Source organism: Gardnerella swidsinskii (assembly GCF_003397705.1).
In the GTDB taxonomy this organism is placed as follows: Bacteria; Actinomycetota; Actinomycetes; order Actinomycetales; family Bifidobacteriaceae; genus Bifidobacterium; species Bifidobacterium swidsinskii.
Genome location: NZ_QJVB01000006.1, coordinates 20,305 through 36,401 on the forward strand (window position 1 = coordinate 20,305; position 16,097 = coordinate 36,401).

A 16,097-nucleotide genomic window follows, 5' to 3' on the forward strand; every position below is an offset into this window, starting at 1 on the left:
GTTACAGCCTTCTATATGGTATTATAAACTTAGCAAAATTATAAATACTAAGCCTTGGAAGAGTAATCTTTCAGGGCTTTTTTCATGCCTAAAAGGAGGCACAACATGGATCAGATGGTATTGCAAACACAACAATGGTTAAACAAAACCTATGGTGATAAGCCTGGGTTTGGTTCAGTTATTACTGATGGGAATACTGGTTGGGATACAATCAATGGGCTTATTAGAGCTTTGCAGATTGAGCTTGGTATAACAGCAACAGCAAATAATTTTGGTGCTGGTACAACACGTAAATTTAATCAACGTTATCCGCACGGTGTTAAACAACAAGATGATAGTGATGAGTCGAAAAGTAATGTTTACTCTATTATTCAGGGTGCTTTATGGTGTAAGGGTTATTCGACAAGTAATAATATTACGCAACACTTTTATAGTGGAACGGGGCGTGCTGTTAAAGAGTTGAAGAATGATATGGGTATTGGTGGTGATTCTACAGTCACAATTGATATAATGAAAGCTCTTCTTTCTATGCAACAGTTTGTTTTACTAAATCGTTACGGTGGTACTGGCGTTGTTAGGATTATTCAACAAACTGTTAATCGAACCTATAAGGATTATACTGGTATCATTCCTTGTGACGGCTTGTATGGTCGAGAAATGAACACTGCACTTATTCAGATTTTACAGTCGTTAGAGGGTTATTCGCCTGATGATGCCACGGGCAATTTTGGACATGGTACACGACGTAATTTGAAAACTATTAGCAGGCAAAACGCTTCTTCCTATGGTAAGTGGGTGTGGTTAGCAAAAGCTGTACTTAATTGCATTAGATATGATTGTCTTCAAAATGAGAATTGGGATGATGATTTTGCTGAGCAACTCACTAAATTCCAAAAAGACTATAAGCTTCCAGTCAGCGGAGCACTTGATGTTAACACGTGGATGTCGTTGTTAACTAGTAAAGGCAATCCAGACAGAAAAGCAAAAGCATGCGACACACGTTTTGAAATTACTTCGGAATTACTCAATACTCTTAAACGCGACGGATATGAAATTGTTGGACGTTATTTAACAGGTGGCTCGTTTAAAGAAATCCGTGAAGGCGAGCTGAAACGTATTGTTGACGGAGGCTTGAAATATTTCCCTATTTTCCAAGAAAATGGTCGTAGCCTTAGCGACTTTACGTATCAAAAAGGTCTTGAACACGGTACGAAAGCTAGTGAAGCAGCATTATCTAAAGGTGTACCAGCAACAGTAATCTATTTTGCGGTAGACATGGATATTTATGATTATCAGATTGATAGTAACATTATTCCTTATTTTAAAGGTATTAATGAAACTATTGATTCTCGTTACTCAGTGGGCATTTATGCGTCGCGTAATGTGTGTACAAGGATATCTAATGTAGGGTTGTCTGTTTCTAGTTTCGTATCAGATATGTCTACTGCTTTTAGTGGCAATCTGGGATTCCCAATTCCTAAAAACTGGAACTATGATCAATTCCATGGAATCCCTGGCTATAAAGGTAAAGTGGACTTAGATAAGGTTGCTTACAATGGGAAGATACCAGCCTGTAATAGTGTTCTATCATCTCAGAAATATCAGCAAGATGAAACTCAATTTATTAAATGGGTGACTACAACAGAAAAAGAGTGTCTTAAAGCGTTTGAAGGTATTTTCAACCCATTGATTGCATATCGATTTGCAGTTGGCCAATATATTCTTGAATACCTGCGAAAACCAGAATATTGGGGTGACAAATACTTTGGATTGTGGAGGCTTTACACTCCAGAACCTAATATCGACAAAAACGATAGGGAGGCTCGGTCTGTATGTCATGCTGTATGTTCAAAACAGCCTTCTATTAGGGACAAAGTATCAACTATAGATATTGCTCATATGGCTGCTACTGCCTTAGGCTATATTTGCTGGGGAATACCAGAAAATAAAGGTGATTACAGCTTAGGTGATTTAGGTGGATGGTCGTTAGATTTACTACAAATGTTTGGAAATTATAGGAGGGTTGCCAAAGATCAAGATTTATCGGAGTGGTTAAAGGAGCATTTGGGTAGTAAAACTGATGGACAAGGATTTGGTTACGATGACGTGGTTGCAGACGCAGATGCCTATCTCATTGTTTCTTCCATGAAGAAAGATAATAGTGATACAAGGTTTTCAAAATCTATATCACAACTATATCAGCATAGTAAGCGTGAAAGAATCAAGATGTTTTATCAAGAACGATTTAATTCGTCTAAAGATAATGTCATTAGTGCCTTCAAGAAACTAGCTGATGGTATAGATTTTGGCCCGTTAAAAAATGTAAATAAAGACCTTTTGAAACAAGCTGCTAAAACTGATGTTTTGCCTACGGTGACGGAAGCCAAGATATTAGGTCAAATGTATGCGGAGTTTATGGCAAGCTAATTATCATATTTCTATAGTCAGAAGGAGTTCATAATATTTTAATGCTGTGAACTCCTTCTTATTTTGAGTTACTTATTGCGGAGTATTAAAATCAACAACTAAACCTAGGAAGGAAAAGAAAGCAAATAATAAGGATAAGGCAATTATGAGTAGTGTGAAAATGACTGCTACTACTTTTAACGAGATAAGTATGATCTTTATATATATTGGTTTGTCAGTTTGAGGTAGTTTCTTTGTTGATGTAGCAGTAATGATTTTAAGAACTAGAGAGATAGCCAGCAGAAGATAACCTGTACAGCAAATCGATATTGTTAATATGTCAGACAAATATATTTGGACTGTGGTTGTAGGTGTATGCGGGTCTAAATATATGGGAAGAAAATGCGTAATGTTTCTTTCTTCTAAAATCACTAAAAGTAATAAGAAAACGCCTAATGCCCAAAGGATATTTGCTACGGTTTTACATTTTTTCATAACAACTACCTGTAAACTATTTTATTTTAACAATTGTATCACAAGTGTAAGCTTCCCGAGGGAGGATGAGTCTTGCCAAGAAAACCTAAAAGACCGTGTTCTTATCAAGGCTGTCCGAACCTAACTGACGGCAGGTTTTGTGAGGAACACTTAAAACAAGAGAACCGGCGCTACGAAAAATACGAGCGTCCTTATGATGCTCACAAGCGTTACGGCAGAGCATGGCAGAAAGTGCGGGATTCTTATGTGAAAGAGCATCCTTTCTGTGAGTTTTGCTTTAAGAACCATATGCTTGTACCTGTTGAGCAGGTTCATCATATTAAACCGATTGCTGAAGGTGGAACGCATGAGAGGAATAATCTTATTTCTCTATGTAAATCCTGTCACTCTAAAATTCACGCTAAGCGTGGAGATCGCTGGCATAACAAATAACCCACCCCCTAGGGGGGTTTAAATCTCTACGAGCCTACCCCATGGGGAACGGGCGCAGGGTCTCGCGTGCAAAAACAGCGTATTCAAAAGGGTAATAGGCAAAATCAGACACAAAAATTTTTTAATAGTTAAAACTCGCGTGGGAAGGAGGTGGAAAGTTTGCCTACAAAATCAAATAATATCGGCGGTCGTGGCGGCAGACGCGTGGGTGCCGGGCGTAAAAAGAAAGCGGTTGTTGAAAAAGCGAGTGAAGGAAACCCAGGTGGCAGGCCTTTAAGTGTTCTTGATATTCCGGAGCTTGAAGGCGCTGAAATGCCTCAGCCTCACGAGTTTTTATCTGCCACGCAAAAAGACGGTACTCAGCTTCAGGCTAGAGAAATTTTCGCTGAAACATGGAAGTGGCTAAAAGACATTGGTGTTAGCAGTAAAGTCCCGTCTCCTCTTATTGAACGGTATGCGATGAGTTGTGCTCGTTGGATTCAATGCGAGGAAGTAACTAGTAAACTCGGGTTTCTTTCCAAGCATCCGACTACGGGTAAACCGATACCTTCGCCTTTTATAAATATTGGTATTAACTACATGAATCAGGCGGTCAGGCTTTGGAATGAGATTTTCCAGATTGTGAAAGAAAACTGTTCGACTGAGTTTGATGGTGTTTCACCTCAAAACGATTTAATGGAACGCCTGCTTATTACACGTAAAAACATTTAGGAGAAAAATTATGATAGAAAAAGTAAACCCGTCGCATGTTGACAAGATTGCGGATCGTATTGCTGGAGCAATTGTTGATCTGGCTTACAAGCTGGATGAGAATCCGAAGATTGCTGTTGAAGTGATGCTCGGGCATGGTAAGTGTGCCGTGTGTATTGAAAGCACGGTGATGTTTAAGTTTAAGGATATTAAAAATATTATCCACCGTTTAAGCCCTGGGAAAGTAAAGATTGATATTACGGTTGTGCCGCAGGATAAGCATTTAAGCCGAAACCAGGATGGTATGGTTCGCTGTGGTGATAACGGGATTTTTAAAGGCGTGCCACTAACAGGCGAGCAGAAGAAGCTTTCTACTATTGCTCGAAAGGTTTATGAAAAGTATCCGTATGATGGCAAGTATGTTCTTGATGGTGAAAAGCTTATCATCTGCCAGTCTCACGCTAAACGAGAAGACTTATTGAAAGAGTATCCGAGTGCGTTTGTTAATCCTTTAGGCGACTGGACGGGTGGTATCAGCGTGGATACGGGAGCGGTTAACCGAAAACTTGGGTCAGATATGGCTGATGCTGTTACGGGCGGCGGTCTTCATGGTAAGGATCTTACGAAAGCTGACGTGTCGGTTAACATTTACGCGTTTTTGAAAGCGCAGGAAACTGGTCGTGTGGTTGAGTTTTCTTGTGCTATCGGGGATGAAATGGTTGATGGTAAACCGTATGCGCAGATTGTGAAAATTGCGAAAGATTATATTGACTCGGTGGGTGGTTTTGAAAAGCTGGCTTGCTGGGGTCTTTTCTAATGGGAGGAAAGCTTATGGAAAAAGAAATGCAGTATTATTTGGCTGACGTAAGTGAGCTTATCCCGTATGTGAGAAACGCTCGCACACACTCTGAGGCACAAGTATCTCAGATAGCGGCAAGTATCCGCGAGTTTGGTTTTCTTTCCCCGATTCTAGTGGCGGAGGATAATACGATTCTCGCAGGGCACGGCAGGCTTGCCGCGGCACTAAAACTGGGTCTTAAAAAAGTTCCGTGCGTGAAAGAAAACCATTTAACTGAAACACAAAAGCGTGCGTATATTATTGCGGATAATAAGCTTTCACTTAACGCCGGCTGGGATAGTGAGCTTTTAGCTGTTGAATTGTCGGAGCTTGAAGGAGCTGATTTTAACCTTGATCTTCTCGGATTTGACGAGGCGGAGCTTTCCAGTATTTTTGATGCTGATAAAGACGTAAACGAAGATGATTTTGATGTTGAAAAAGAATTGGAAGAACCGTGTTTTTCTAAAACAGGTGACATATGGATGCTTGGTAAGCATCGTATTATTTGCGGTGATTCAACCGATTCTTCTACGTTTGAAAAACTACTCGGTGAAACAAAGGTAAATCTTGTTTGCACAGACGCACCTTATTTCGTAAACCTTGAAAACGCGTCAGGGAAAATTAAAAATGATGATTTAAGCGATAAAGAAGGCTACGAGTTTTTAATGAAAGTTTTTACCAACTTCAAAAACTCTATGGCAGCTGACGCGTCTATTTACGAGTTTTACGCAACGATGAAAGCGCGTGTTTTCTACGATGCTTTTGAGGACGCGGGGTTTAAGGTGGCAGCCGGTTTAATTTGGAAAAAGCCGAGAGCACCGCTGATGCGAACGGACTGGAAGTTTAATATGGAGCCGATTATTTACGGTTGGCGTAAAGACGGTAAACATAAGTGGTATGGTGATCAGAAACAGACAGCCGTGTTTGAATTTGACGGGATTAAAAACTCGAAGGAAGAAGGCTGTGGGCATCCTTCCAGTAAGCCCGTGGCACTGATTGCTTATCTTATTAAACAAAGCACGCAAACAAACAGTCTTGTGTTAGACGGGTTTTTAGGCTCGGCATCAACGCTTATAGCCTGTGAGCAGATTGGCAGAGTCTGCTTTGGAGTGGAGCTTGAACCTAAATTTATTGATGTTGCGGTTAAACGGTATATGAAGTTTCACGATGATAAAACAGAAGACGTGCTTCTTATACGAGATGGAAAACAGTATAGCTACGAGCAGGCAATTGAAATGATGAAAGAGGCTGACGATGAGTAAAACACTTACACTCGCCAGCCTTTTTGATGGCTCGGGCGGTTTTCCTTTAGCAGCTACGCTTACAGGGATTAAACCTTTATGGGCAAGTGAAATCGAGCCGTTTCCTATAAGAGTTACCACTAAAAGATTACCTGATGTTAAGCACTTAGGTGATGTATCAAAGATTAAAGGCGATACTGTGGAAGCGGTTGATATTATCACGTTTGGAAGCCCATGTCAGGACATGTCGATTGCAGGTAAACGGGCAGGTCTTAGCGGTTCTCGCTCGAACCTGTTTTTTGAAGCGATTCGGATTATTAAAGAGATGAGGAGGAAAACAGGTGGACAAAAACCAAGATATATCGTTTGGGAGAACGTTCCGGGAGCGTTTTCCTCAAATAAAGGAGAAGACTTCGAGAAAGTTATCAAAGAAATCTGTGCTGTCAAAGGACATACGTTTAATGCTCCTAGACCTGAAAAATGGAGCAGTGCAGGACTTGTCATGGCAGAAGATTTCTCACTCGCATGGAGGGTACTTGATGCTTCATACTTCGGAGTACCCCAGAGAAGAAAACGTATCTTTCTTGTCGCAGATTTTGATGGACAAAGTGCCGGAAAAATATTATTTGAGCAAGAAAGCATGCCTTGGGATTCTACGGCGAGCAGAAAGCCGTGGCAAGAAACTACCGGACATTTTGAAACAGGCACTGGTGATGCAATCGAAAGATACTGTTTAAACGATCAGGGCGGAAACAGAATGGACGTGTTTGAAAACAAAAGCGGCACGCTTACAGCAAGCGTGGGAAACCATCCACCACTCGTGTTTGAAAATCACGGACAGGACTCACGATATAAAGGGCCTATTAGCGTGTCTCAAACCGTGCTTTCCACGTTTGGAACAGGTGGGAATAATCAGCCTTTTGTGGTTTGTGATAAAACCTGTTTTGACGTTCGTTTAACATCACTCAACACGAAAAACAAGCGTGCTAAAGTGTATGAAACAAAACTGGCAAGAACAATTAACACAGGGCTAAACTCGCCTGAAGCTAATCAAGGCGGTCTTGCAATAGTGTATTCTACGAGTAAAAACTCGCATCACACGAATGCTCGGGCTGAAATGACAGACACGCTTGTGGCAAGTGACTATAAAGATCCTCCTGTCATAAACGATATGAATGAGGATAAACACTATGTGGTTAGACGTTTAACACCGAAAGAATGTGCAAGACTGCAGGGCTTTCCTGACTGTTGGTGTGATAATCTTCAAACAGAAAATCCAAGCGATGAAGAGCTTATCTTTTGGCAGGATGTGTTTGAAACACATCGAAAACTAGTCACGAACGCCTGTAAGTCAAAAAGTAAAAACCAGATAATCAAATGGCTTAAAAATCCTCACACTGATTCAGCGGAATACAAGATGTGGGGCAACGGCGTGGCGCTTCCCTGCGTGTATTTCGTTCTCAAAAATATCGCTTATTTTCAGGGAAAAGAAAGCACATAAGACTTGCTAAATATCTTCTTTAGAGTGATGTATATACACAAGGAAAAACCTAAAGGAGGTATTAAAATGAGCTTAGAATATGGTTTAAAAGGTTCTAAAAGAAAACCACTCATACAAGCAATAGAAAACTTAACAGGTCTTAAAGCCGTGTATCTTAAAACTCCCAGCATGGCTTACAAGATAGGCCCTTTCACAGTCGGTAAAACCGGAACAGTAACATCTGCGGATGATGAAGACCTAAAGGATCTAAAACAAATACTTGAGGGCGATTATGGTATACGCCTTCCGGAAAACCAGAGTGAAAGCACACGCATGCTTACAGTCGAGTTTCCAAAAGATAAGCTGGATGTGACTAAGCTTAGAAAAATCATCAAAAACAAGGGTGATTTAATTAAAAAAGCACTCGATGTGACAAGCATTGAAATAGAGGAAAACGATGAAACAGTTAGTTTTCCCTGGTTTAAAGATGTAAGCCAAGATCATATGGATACTTACATGAAGCTTATTTCTGCTCTTTGCAAAATGAGCTTGGAAGTAAAACATGTGAATGAAACTAAGCATAAGCCGGTTAACGATAAGTATGCCTTCAGATGTTTTCTTCTTAGACTCGGCTTTATAGGCGATGAGTTTAAAAAGGATAGAAAGATTCTGCTTTCCCATTTAGAAGGCTCATGTGCTTTTAGAAACGAAAGAGGTGAATGATGAGAGCATTCAGTAGAGAACAGGTTGAAAAGCTTAGAAAAACTTATCCTAAAGGTTGTTTGGTAGAGCTTATCTTAATGGATGATGTTCAGGCACCTCCTATCGGCACTAAAGGCAGAGTACGAGGTGTTGATGATATGGGTTCAATCATGGTTTCTTGGGAAACAGGAAGCGGGCTAAGCATTGTTTATGGCGTGGATAAGTGCCGAAAAATTAGCGACTTGTAAGAACAATAATTAGTGGAAATACCAGCGGTTTTATCCCGTTTATTGCTTGATAATATGTGCTTTTAGAGTGATATATAGTATCAGCAAAAGCACGTGCGCAAAGGAGAAGAACCTATGAAAAAAGAAACCTTACAAAGACTTACGAGCGAAGTTAAAGCCTGCAGACGCTACGCTCTAAACGCAATCAAAAAAGCTGAAGAAGGAAAAATCAGCTCGGCTATCAGCATGCTCGACATTGCACAAACAGCAAAAACCTGCGCCATGAAAGCCCACGAGGAGCTTTGGAAGGTAAGTGAAGGAAAACTAAACGATACGGAGTTTGAACTGTTTGCGGATGCTGAAACCTTGGACAAGGATATTCAGAAAGCCTACCAAGCGATTAAACAAGCAAGAAACTAAAAAGAAAAATTGGTTAAACCTAAAGAAAAATCGTGGAATTACCTGCGATTTTTTCTCATTTATGACTTGCTATTCTGTGCCTTTAGAGTGATATATAGTACTAACAAAAAGCATAGAAAAAGGAGCAAAACCATGTGGGAACAAGGCACGCTTAGAGTAGAAGATCAGGTTGTAAGCTACAGTATGAAGGTTTTTGAAGAGCCAAGCGAATATGGGATTAACCAGGGAAGAATTTCCAAGCTTACTTTGAAAAACAATAACAAGGTTATCGCAAACTACGATAGAGGCTGGGACATGATGCCAACAGATAAGCTTGCAAACGAGGCTTTAGAAATGATCCTTGACACCAGAAACTAGAAACTAAAGTTTTATTAAAAACAGCAGGGCTTTTAAGGCCCTGTTTCTCGTAAAAAAGAAAAACCAAGAAATGACGTGGACGCTGAAGGCGTCTTTTTTTATGCCTAAAGAAAGGAGGAGCTTAAGTTGCAAGCGTACGAGGTCACTAAGTTTAAAAAAGAAGATTCAACCTATAGTAAGGATTTAGCGGATTATGCTGTAAGTTTTATCGAATGTTTAACACACACGAAAGGCACGTGGGCTGGTAAGCCTTTTAAGCTCCTAGCCTGGCAGGAGCAGATTATCAGGGACTTGTTTGGCGTGGTTAAACCGAATGGTTACCGTCAGTTTAATACCGCTTATATTGAAATACCTAAGAAAATGGGTAAAAGTGAGCTTGCCGCTGCAGTAGCTTTGCTTTTATGCTGTGGGGATAATGAGGAGCGTGCCGAGGTTTATGGTTGTGCGGCGGACCGTCAACAGGCAACAATCGTGTTTGACGTGGCGGCGGACATGGTTAGAATGTGTCCGGCTCTTAATCGTAGGGTTAAAATTTTAGCTTCGCAAAAACGTATTATTTTCCTACCAACTAACAGTTTCTACCAAGTGTTGTCGGCTGAAGCTTACTCTAAACACGGGTTTAACATTCACGGTGTCGTGTTTGATGAGCTTCACACGCAGCCAAACCGTAAACTTTTTGACGTGATGACTAAAGGCTCCGGGGATGCTCGCATGCAGCCACTATATTTTCTGATTACCACGGCTGGTACGGATACGCATTCTATCTGCTATGAGACGCATCAGAAAGCAGTGGATATTCTCGAGGGTAGGAAAATTGATCCAACTTTTTACCCAGTGATTTATGGTGCAAAAGAAACGGACGATTGGACGGATCCTAAGGTGTGGAAGAAAGCTAATCCTTCTCTTGGGGTTACGGTGCAAATGGAGAAAGTTAAGGCTGCTTTCGAGTCAGCTCGGCAAAATCCTGGTGAAGAGAATGCTTTCCGTCAGCTTCGTCTTAACCAGTGGGTGAAACAGTCTATTCGTTGGATGCCGATGGAAAAATGGGATGCTTGCGGTTTTCAGGTGAACGAAGAAGAACTCGAGGGCAGGGTCTGCTACGGGGGTCTTGACCTTTCAAGCACCACTGATCTTACGGCTTTTTCGCTTGTGTTTCCGCCTTTAGATGAGTCGGATAAGTTTCGTATCCTACCATATTTTTGGGTGCCTGAAGAAACCTTGAGTTTACGAGTGAAACGAGACCACGTGCCTTATGACGTGTGGGAAAAACAAGGTTTTATTAAGACTACGGAAGGAAACGTTGTTCACTACGGGTTTATTGAAAAATTCATCGAAACTTTAGGTGAACGTTTCAATATTCGTGAGATTGCTTTCGACCGTTGGGGCGCGGTACAAATGGTGCAAAACCTTGAAAACATGGGGTTTACCGTGGTTCCCTTCGGACAGGGATTCAAGGATATGAGTCCGCCTACCAAGGAGCTTATGAAACTTGTGCTCGAGCAGAAAATCGCACACGCAGGGCATCCGGTGCTTCGCTGGAACATGGATAACATTTTCATTCGCACCGATCCTGCCGGAAACATTAAGGCAGATAAGGAAAAATCAACCGAGAAAATAGACGGTGCTATCGCAACCATCATGGCACTAGACCGAGCAATCAGGTGTGGCAACCAGAATACGGAAAGCGTGTATGACAATCGCGGGATTTTGTTTATGTAGGAGGTGACAATGAACATTTTTAGCAGACTATTTAAATCAAGGGATAAGCCTGAAAACAGGATGTTAGGCGGCGGTTATCGTTTCTTAATGGGCGCGTCCTCGTCCGGTAAGAGGGTGAATGAGCGTTCGGCGATGCAGATGACGGCTGTCTACTCGTGTGTGCGTATTTTGTCTGAGGCGGTGGCGAGTCTGCCGCTTCACGTGTATGAGCGGACGAGTACAGGTACGGCTAAAGCTGTTAAACATCCTTTGTATAAGGTGCTTCATGATGAGCCGAATCTTGAGATGACAAGCTTCGTGTTTAGAGAAACATTGATGACGCATCTATTGTTATGGGGTAATGCTTACGCGCAGATTATTCGAAACGGTAAAGGCGAGGTTTTAGGCTTATACCCTTTAATGCCTGATCGTATGAGAGTTGACCGTGATGATAGTGGTCAAATTTTTTACGAGTATACGTTAAATGATAGTGATGTTTTAGCGGGTAAAGAAACGAGTGTGAAACTTAAGCCCTTTGATGTGCTTCATATTCCCGGTCTTGGTTTTGACGGTCTTGTTGGCTATTCGCCTATTGCGATGGCAAAAAACGCTATCGGTATGGCGATAGCTACGGAAGAGTATGGCGCATCGTTTTTTGCTAACGGTGCTACACCAAGCGGCATTCTAGAATACCCAGGGACTGTAAAAGATCCGTCTGGTATGAGGGATAGTTGGAATAAGGGGTTCTCGGGTTCTAACTCGCATAAGATAGCGATTTTAGAGGAAGGCATGAAATATACGCCTATTTCTATTTCGCCTAACGAAGCACAGTTTCTTGAAACTCGTAAGTTTCAGATTAACGAAATCGCTCGTATTTTTAGAGTCCCACCACACATGGTTGGTGATTTAGAAAAATCAAGTTTTTCTAATATTGAACAGCAGTCGCTGGAGTTTGTGAAATACACGCTTGATCCTTGGGTGGCGCGTTTTGAACAGTCTATTACGAGACGGCTTTTTACTGATAAGGATAAAGAAACCTATTATGTGAAGTTTAACGTGGATGGTCTTCTTCGAGGAGACTATCAGAGTCGTATGAATGGTTATGCTACCGCTCGTCAAAACGGTTGGATGAGCGCAAACGATATTAGACAGTTAGAAAACCTGGATAAGATTCCTGCCTGTGAGGGTGGTGACTTGTATTTGATTAACGGTAACATGCTCCCACTTAACCGTGCTGGAGCATTCGCAAACAGTAGCGGAAAGGAGGAAAAAGGTAATGAGGAAGTTTTGGCAGTGGAAAAACCAGGCGGTCAACAGTGAGAATAATGAGATTTTTGAGAGGACACTGTTTCTTAACGGTACGATTGCTGAAGAATCATGGTTTGATGATGATATTACACCACAACTTTTTAAAGACGAGTTAAACGCTGGTAGTGGGAATATTACCGTGTGGATTAACTCTCCCGGCGGGGATTGTGTGACTGCGGCACAAATCTATAACATGCTCATGGATTACAAGGGTTGTGTGACGGTCAAGATTGACGGTATTGCGGCATCGGCTGCATCAGTGATTGCGATGGCCGGGACAAAGGTTTATATGAGCCCGGTGTCAATGCTCATGATTCATAATCCTATGACTGTTGCTTTTGGAAACAGAAACGAAATGGAAAAAGCAATATCAATGCTTGATGAGGTCAAAGAGTCCATTATTAACGCTTACGAGATTAAAACAGGGCTTAACCGTGTGAAACTCTCGCATTTAATGGATTCGGAAACGTGGATGGATGCTAACAAGGCGGTAGAACTCGGGTTCGCGGACGGTGTTTTAACTAGAGGTGAAACCACTGATATTGGCATACCACAAGTTTCAACATTGTATTCGAAGTTAATCGTGCAAAACACGTTATTGAAAAAAATATGTAAAGCCTGCCGGATAAGCGGTAAGGAAACAAACAATATTAGTGCAGACGATCTTATGGATCGTCTTTTTTTAATCAAAAATTGGAGGTAAACATGATGAACAGTATTTCAAACATGGTTGAGAAACGTAATAAGGCTTGGCAGGGTGCGAAAGCTTTCCTTGAGTCTAAACGTGACAAGGACGGGCTTATTTCAGAAGAAGACGCGAAAACTTACGATGAGATGGAAGCGAAAGTGAAAGCTTACAGTATGGAAATTGATCGTTTAGAGCAGATGGAAAAAATGGATAAGGAGCTTTCAAAACCAACATCAGAGGCGATTGTTGCAAAACCTATGAAAACAGGTGTGAAACTTGAAAAACAAGGTCGTGCGCGTGACGAGTATAAGCAGGCGATGCTTACAGCTCTTAGAAGTAATTTTAAACGAGTTGATAACGTGTTGCAGGAAGGCGTGGACGCTGACGGCGGGTATCTTGTGCCGGAAGAATACGATAATCGTTTGATTGAAACGTTGAAAGAAGAAAACATTATTCGCTCTCTTGCTACCACGATTACTACTAGTGGAGAGCATAAGATTAATGTTGCGATGAGTGATCCTGCAGCAGCTTGGATTGAAGAAGGCGCAAGCCTTAACTTTGGGGATTCCAAGTTTGCGCAAATACTGCTTGACGCTCATAAGCTTCACGTTGCGGTAAAAGTTACTGAAGAACTCTTGTATGATAATGCGTTTAACCTCGAGAATCATCTTCTCACATCCTTCGGCATGGCGTTGGCTAACGCGGAGGAAGACGCTTTTCTTAACGGGGATGGTATTGGAAAACCGACTGGTATTTTCAACAAGAAAGACGGTGGTACGTTCCTTAAAGAAACTGCCAGTATTAAAACTGATGATTTGATTGATCTTGTTCACGCTTTGAGGCGACCATACCGTAAAAACGCGAGTTTTATTATGAACGATAAAACGGTCGCGAGCATACGAAAACTTAAAGACAATAACGGCGCGTACGTTTGGCAGCCTTCATACCAGGATGATGAGCCGAACAGGATTCTCGGATACCCGGTATACACGTCTGCTTACGCGCCTGAAAACATGGTGGCTTTTGGTGACTACTCGTACTACAACATTGGCGACCGTGGTTCACGCTCGTTTAAAGAGCTTACTGAGCTTTTCGCTGGAAACGGCATGATAGGTTTCGTTGCTAAAGAGCGTGTAGACGGCAAACTCGTGCTTAAAGAAGCAGTACAGATTCTGCCTGTTAAAACAAGCGTAGCAGCCTAAAAAAAAGATGGTTTAAGGAGGGGTGTTGATGATAGTTACAGTCGAGGAAGCAAAAAACTATCTTAGGGTGGATAGTAAAGAAGATGATGAGCTTATCAACACCCTTATTCATTCTGCTGAAAAACTCTGCCAGGGAGTAGCTCGTAAAAACGATACTAGTTTGATTAGTGAAAACTTTGACGAGTATCGGCTCGCAGTCTTATACGCTACAGGCTACTTGTATGAGCATCGGGAAGAAGCAGACCATCACGCTCTAACTCTCACCTTACGTTCGATGCTTTTTACTGTTAGAAAAACGGGGTTTTAAATGAGAATAAGTTTATTAAACGAGCGTATTATGCTGCTTAAAAACAGTGTTGAAGTTGATGAGGTTGGTAACCATAAGATTAAGTGGAGTAAATATTACGAGTGTTACGCTACGGTGAGTGCTGAAAGCCCATCTGAGCAGACTTCGGCGGGAAACGTGTGGGATGAGTCAAAAATAGATTTTACTATCCGCTATTCGAAAGAAACCGCCGTAATCTCATCGCTTGGTTACAGGATTATTTTCCATGATACGGTTTATGAGATTTTAGGTGTTGACCACATGAATTATAAGAAGAAAAGCCTGAAACTTCACTGTAAGAGGTGTAAAAAGTGAGCAAAACAGGAGTAGATAATCTTTCAAACAGGATAATAAAAGAGCTTAAAACTTACGCGGATACTACGAGTGAGAAAGTAAAAGAAGCAGTTAAAAACGTGAGTAAAACCGTTAAAGAAGATATAGCAAACACTGCTCCGAAACACACAGGTAAGTATGCGAAAAGTTGGGCGGTTAAAACTGTTAAAGAAACAGAAAACGCTCTCACACTGGTAGTTCACTCAAAAAACAAGTATCAGCTTACACACTTGTTAGAGTACGGTCACGCTAAACGAGGCGGCGGACGCGTGGAAGCAAGAGCACACATTAAGCTTGCGGAAGAAAAAGCGGTTAAAAGTTTCGAAGAAAAAATAAGGGAGGCAATAGAACATGACTAAACTTTTAAACATCATAAGAGAGATAGGTTTTCCTTTCGCTTATCACCATTTTGCTGAAGGAGAATCACCTTCCCCACCGTTTCTTGTGTTTCTTACGCCTGCAAGCAGTAATTTCGCGGCAGACGGGAAAGCGTATTTTAAAGCAAACGAAGTTCATATTGAACTATACACAGATTATAAGAATCCAGAGGTGGAAGAAAAAGTTGAAGCCGTGCTTGATAGGCACGGCATTTTTTATAACAAAACAGAGACGTTCATAGAGTCGGAAAAGCTTTATGAAACACTCTACATTTTTGAAATGGAGGTAACAGAAAATGGGAAACAAGGTTAAATACAATCTTAAAAACGTGTACGCGGCAAAACTAAAAAAAGACGCAGGCGGAAGTTTTAACTATGATGCGCCTAAACCTATTCCGGGAGCTGTGAGCATAAGCCTTGATGCGGAAGGTGAATCCTCACCGTTTTACGCTGACGGGATTGTCTACTTCAGGTCGACTGCGAACAACGGTTACAGTGGCGACTTGGAAATGGCTCTTATACCTGAATGGTTTAGAACAGAAATATTAAAAGAAAAACTTGATAAAAACGGTGTGCTGGTAGAAAAAGCAACTACCGGCGAAGCAGAAAAATTCGCACTCCTTTTTGAGTTTGACGGCGATGTTAAAGCAATCCGCCACGTGCTTTACAACTGCTCGGCTTCCAGACCTTCTATCGCTTCGGAAACCAAGGAAGACACGATAGAACCGGGTACTGAAACACTCTCACTTACGGCTGATCCTAGAGAAGATGGGCTTGTGAAATCCCGTAGCGGAGATACGACATCTGATGAAATTTACGCTAACTGGTACAAGAGCGTGTACGTTCCTCAAAACACGACAGAGGTTAAACCTAAGTAA

20 protein-coding genes are annotated in these 16,097 nt (G+C 41.5%); 19 read left to right on the forward strand and 1 reads right to left on the reverse strand.

Translation table 11 applies throughout. The features are described from left to right. Positions 1-105: 105 nt before the first annotated feature. On the forward strand, positions 106-2,427 hold the full coding sequence (locus D0T18_RS06495; protein ID WP_116440710.1) for a glycoside hydrolase domain-containing protein: 2,322 nt from the start codon (positions 106-108) through the stop codon (positions 2,425-2,427). 72 nt (positions 2,428-2,499) lie between these two features. Here the strand turns inward: D0T18_RS06495 and D0T18_RS06500 are convergent, their stop codons facing one another. Next, on the reverse strand, positions 2,500-2,901 hold the full coding sequence (locus D0T18_RS06500; RefSeq protein ID WP_103013439.1) for a hypothetical protein: 402 nt from the start codon (positions 2,899-2,901) through the stop codon (positions 2,500-2,502). Between the two features lie 72 nt (positions 2,902-2,973). On the opposite strand from D0T18_RS06500, the gene D0T18_RS06505 reads away from it, so the two are divergent. The 18 genes from D0T18_RS06505 (at position 2,974) to D0T18_RS06590 (ending at position 16,097) form a co-directional block, all read left to right on the forward strand. Then, on the forward strand, positions 2,974-3,333 hold the full coding sequence (locus tag D0T18_RS06505; protein ID WP_103013440.1) for an HNH endonuclease: 360 nt from the start codon (positions 2,974-2,976) through the stop codon (positions 3,331-3,333). Positions 3,334-3,483: 150 nt separating this feature from the next. Beyond that, positions 3,484-4,044 carry a P27 family phage terminase small subunit gene (locus D0T18_RS06510; protein ID WP_240318303.1) on the forward strand — a complete coding sequence of 187 codons (561 nt, stop codon included), beginning with the start codon at positions 3,484-3,486 and terminating at the stop codon, positions 4,042-4,044. A gap of 10 nt (positions 4,045-4,054) precedes the next feature. Continuing rightward, complete coding sequence (locus D0T18_RS06515; RefSeq protein WP_116440711.1) at positions 4,055-4,840, forward strand: S-adenosylmethionine synthetase N-terminal domain-containing protein; 786 nt, start codon at positions 4,055-4,057, stop codon at positions 4,838-4,840. 14 nt (positions 4,841-4,854) lie between these two features. After that, on the forward strand, positions 4,855-6,123 hold the full coding sequence (locus D0T18_RS06520) for a site-specific DNA-methyltransferase (protein ID WP_205411958.1): 1,269 nt from the start codon (positions 4,855-4,857) through the stop codon (positions 6,121-6,123). After that, entirely contained in the window at positions 6,116-7,603 is a 1,488-nt protein-coding gene (locus tag D0T18_RS06525; RefSeq protein WP_116440713.1) for a DNA cytosine methyltransferase, read from the forward strand. The genes D0T18_RS06520 and D0T18_RS06525 overlap by 8 nt, the downstream gene beginning before the upstream one ends. A 66-nt stretch (positions 7,604-7,669) precedes the next feature. Then, entirely contained in the window at positions 7,670-8,305 is a 636-nt protein-coding gene (locus D0T18_RS06530) for a virulence protein (RefSeq protein ID WP_116440714.1), read from the forward strand. Beyond that, a complete protein-coding gene (locus tag D0T18_RS06535; RefSeq protein ID WP_240318304.1) occupies positions 8,302-8,532 on the forward strand; it encodes a DUF4314 domain-containing protein in 231 nt (76 codons plus the stop codon). Before D0T18_RS06530 ends, D0T18_RS06535 begins: the two co-directional genes overlap by 4 nt. A 114-nt stretch (positions 8,533-8,646) precedes the next feature. Next, positions 8,647-8,931 (forward strand): transcriptional regulator, encoded by a 285-nt coding sequence (locus D0T18_RS06540; protein WP_116440715.1) that lies wholly within the window; start codon positions 8,647-8,649, stop codon positions 8,929-8,931. Between the two features lie 132 nt (positions 8,932-9,063). Beyond that, positions 9,064-9,288, forward strand: a complete 225-nt coding sequence (locus tag D0T18_RS06545) for a DUF7678 domain-containing protein (protein WP_116440716.1) — start codon at positions 9,064-9,066, stop codon at positions 9,286-9,288. Positions 9,289-9,414: 126 nt separating this feature from the next. Further along, on the forward strand, positions 9,415-11,007 hold the full coding sequence (locus D0T18_RS06550) for a terminase large subunit (RefSeq protein ID WP_116440717.1): 1,593 nt from the start codon (positions 9,415-9,417) through the stop codon (positions 11,005-11,007). 9 nt (positions 11,008-11,016) lie between these two features. Then, positions 11,017-12,306, forward strand: a complete 1,290-nt coding sequence (locus D0T18_RS06555) for a phage portal protein (protein ID WP_116440718.1) — start codon at positions 11,017-11,019, stop codon at positions 12,304-12,306. Further along, positions 12,263-12,997, forward strand: coding sequence for a head maturation protease, ClpP-related (locus D0T18_RS06560; protein WP_116440719.1), 735 nt, complete (start codon positions 12,263-12,265; stop codon positions 12,995-12,997). The genes D0T18_RS06555 and D0T18_RS06560 overlap by 44 nt, the downstream gene beginning before the upstream one ends. Before the next feature lie 2 nt (positions 12,998-12,999). Further along, positions 13,000-14,184 (forward strand): phage major capsid protein, encoded by a 1,185-nt coding sequence (locus D0T18_RS06565; RefSeq protein WP_116440720.1) that lies wholly within the window; start codon positions 13,000-13,002, stop codon positions 14,182-14,184. Positions 14,185-14,212: 28 nt separating this feature from the next. Then, positions 14,213-14,491 carry a head-tail connector protein gene (locus D0T18_RS06570; RefSeq protein WP_016815967.1) on the forward strand — a complete coding sequence of 93 codons (279 nt, stop codon included), beginning with the start codon at positions 14,213-14,215 and terminating at the stop codon, positions 14,489-14,491. After that, the gene (locus tag D0T18_RS06575) at positions 14,492-14,824 is read left to right on the forward strand and encodes a phage head closure protein (protein WP_116440721.1); all 333 of its coding nucleotides are present in this window, start codon (positions 14,492-14,494) and stop codon (positions 14,822-14,824) included. It abuts the gene before it with no gap. Then, positions 14,821-15,201 (forward strand): HK97 gp10 family phage protein, encoded by a 381-nt coding sequence (locus D0T18_RS06580; RefSeq protein WP_116440722.1) that lies wholly within the window; start codon positions 14,821-14,823, stop codon positions 15,199-15,201. The genes D0T18_RS06575 and D0T18_RS06580 overlap by 4 nt, the downstream gene beginning before the upstream one ends. Further along, on the forward strand, positions 15,194-15,532 hold the full coding sequence (locus D0T18_RS06585) for a hypothetical protein (RefSeq protein ID WP_116440723.1): 339 nt from the start codon (positions 15,194-15,196) through the stop codon (positions 15,530-15,532). Before D0T18_RS06580 ends, D0T18_RS06585 begins: the two co-directional genes overlap by 8 nt. Further along, positions 15,516-16,097, forward strand: coding sequence for a major tail protein (locus D0T18_RS06590; RefSeq protein ID WP_116440724.1), 582 nt, complete (start codon positions 15,516-15,518; stop codon positions 16,095-16,097). Before D0T18_RS06585 ends, D0T18_RS06590 begins: the two co-directional genes overlap by 17 nt.

Bases quoted from the DNA above. Each gene is read 5' to 3' on its own strand.
- D0T18_RS06495 (WP_116440710.1), top strand. From the start codon at position 106: ATGGATCAGATGGTATTGCAAACACAACAATGGTTAAACAAAACCTAT.
- D0T18_RS06545 (WP_116440716.1), top strand. From the start codon at position 9,064: ATGTGGGAACAAGGCACGCTTAGAGTAGAAGATCAGGTTGTAAGCTAC.
- D0T18_RS06590 (WP_116440724.1), top strand. From the start codon at position 15,516: ATGGGAAACAAGGTTAAATACAATCTTAAAAACGTGTACGCGGCAAAA.
- D0T18_RS06520 (WP_205411958.1), top strand. From the start codon at position 4,855: ATGGAAAAAGAAATGCAGTATTATTTGGCTGACGTAAGTGAGCTTATC.
- D0T18_RS06585 (WP_116440723.1), top strand. From the start codon at position 15,194: ATGACTAAACTTTTAAACATCATAAGAGAGATAGGTTTTCCTTTCGCT.
- D0T18_RS06535 (WP_240318304.1), top strand. From the start codon at position 8,302: ATGATGAGAGCATTCAGTAGAGAACAGGTTGAAAAGCTTAGAAAAACT.
- D0T18_RS06555 (WP_116440718.1), top strand. From the start codon at position 11,017: ATGAACATTTTTAGCAGACTATTTAAATCAAGGGATAAGCCTGAAAAC.
- D0T18_RS06570 (WP_016815967.1), top strand. From the start codon at position 14,213: ATGATAGTTACAGTCGAGGAAGCAAAAAACTATCTTAGGGTGGATAGT.
- D0T18_RS06575 (WP_116440721.1), top strand. From the start codon at position 14,492: ATGAGAATAAGTTTATTAAACGAGCGTATTATGCTGCTTAAAAACAGT.
- D0T18_RS06515 (WP_116440711.1), top strand. From the start codon at position 4,055: ATGATAGAAAAAGTAAACCCGTCGCATGTTGACAAGATTGCGGATCGT.
- D0T18_RS06500 (WP_103013439.1), bottom strand. From the start codon at position 2,901: ATGAAAAAATGTAAAACCGTAGCAAATATCCTTTGGGCATTAGGCGTT.
- D0T18_RS06525 (WP_116440713.1), top strand. From the start codon at position 6,116: ATGAGTAAAACACTTACACTCGCCAGCCTTTTTGATGGCTCGGGCGGT.
- D0T18_RS06565 (WP_116440720.1), top strand. From the start codon at position 13,000: ATGATGAACAGTATTTCAAACATGGTTGAGAAACGTAATAAGGCTTGG.
- D0T18_RS06540 (WP_116440715.1), top strand. From the start codon at position 8,647: ATGAAAAAAGAAACCTTACAAAGACTTACGAGCGAAGTTAAAGCCTGC.
- D0T18_RS06530 (WP_116440714.1), top strand. From the start codon at position 7,670: ATGAGCTTAGAATATGGTTTAAAAGGTTCTAAAAGAAAACCACTCATA.
- D0T18_RS06560 (WP_116440719.1), top strand. From the start codon at position 12,263: ATGAGGAAGTTTTGGCAGTGGAAAAACCAGGCGGTCAACAGTGAGAAT.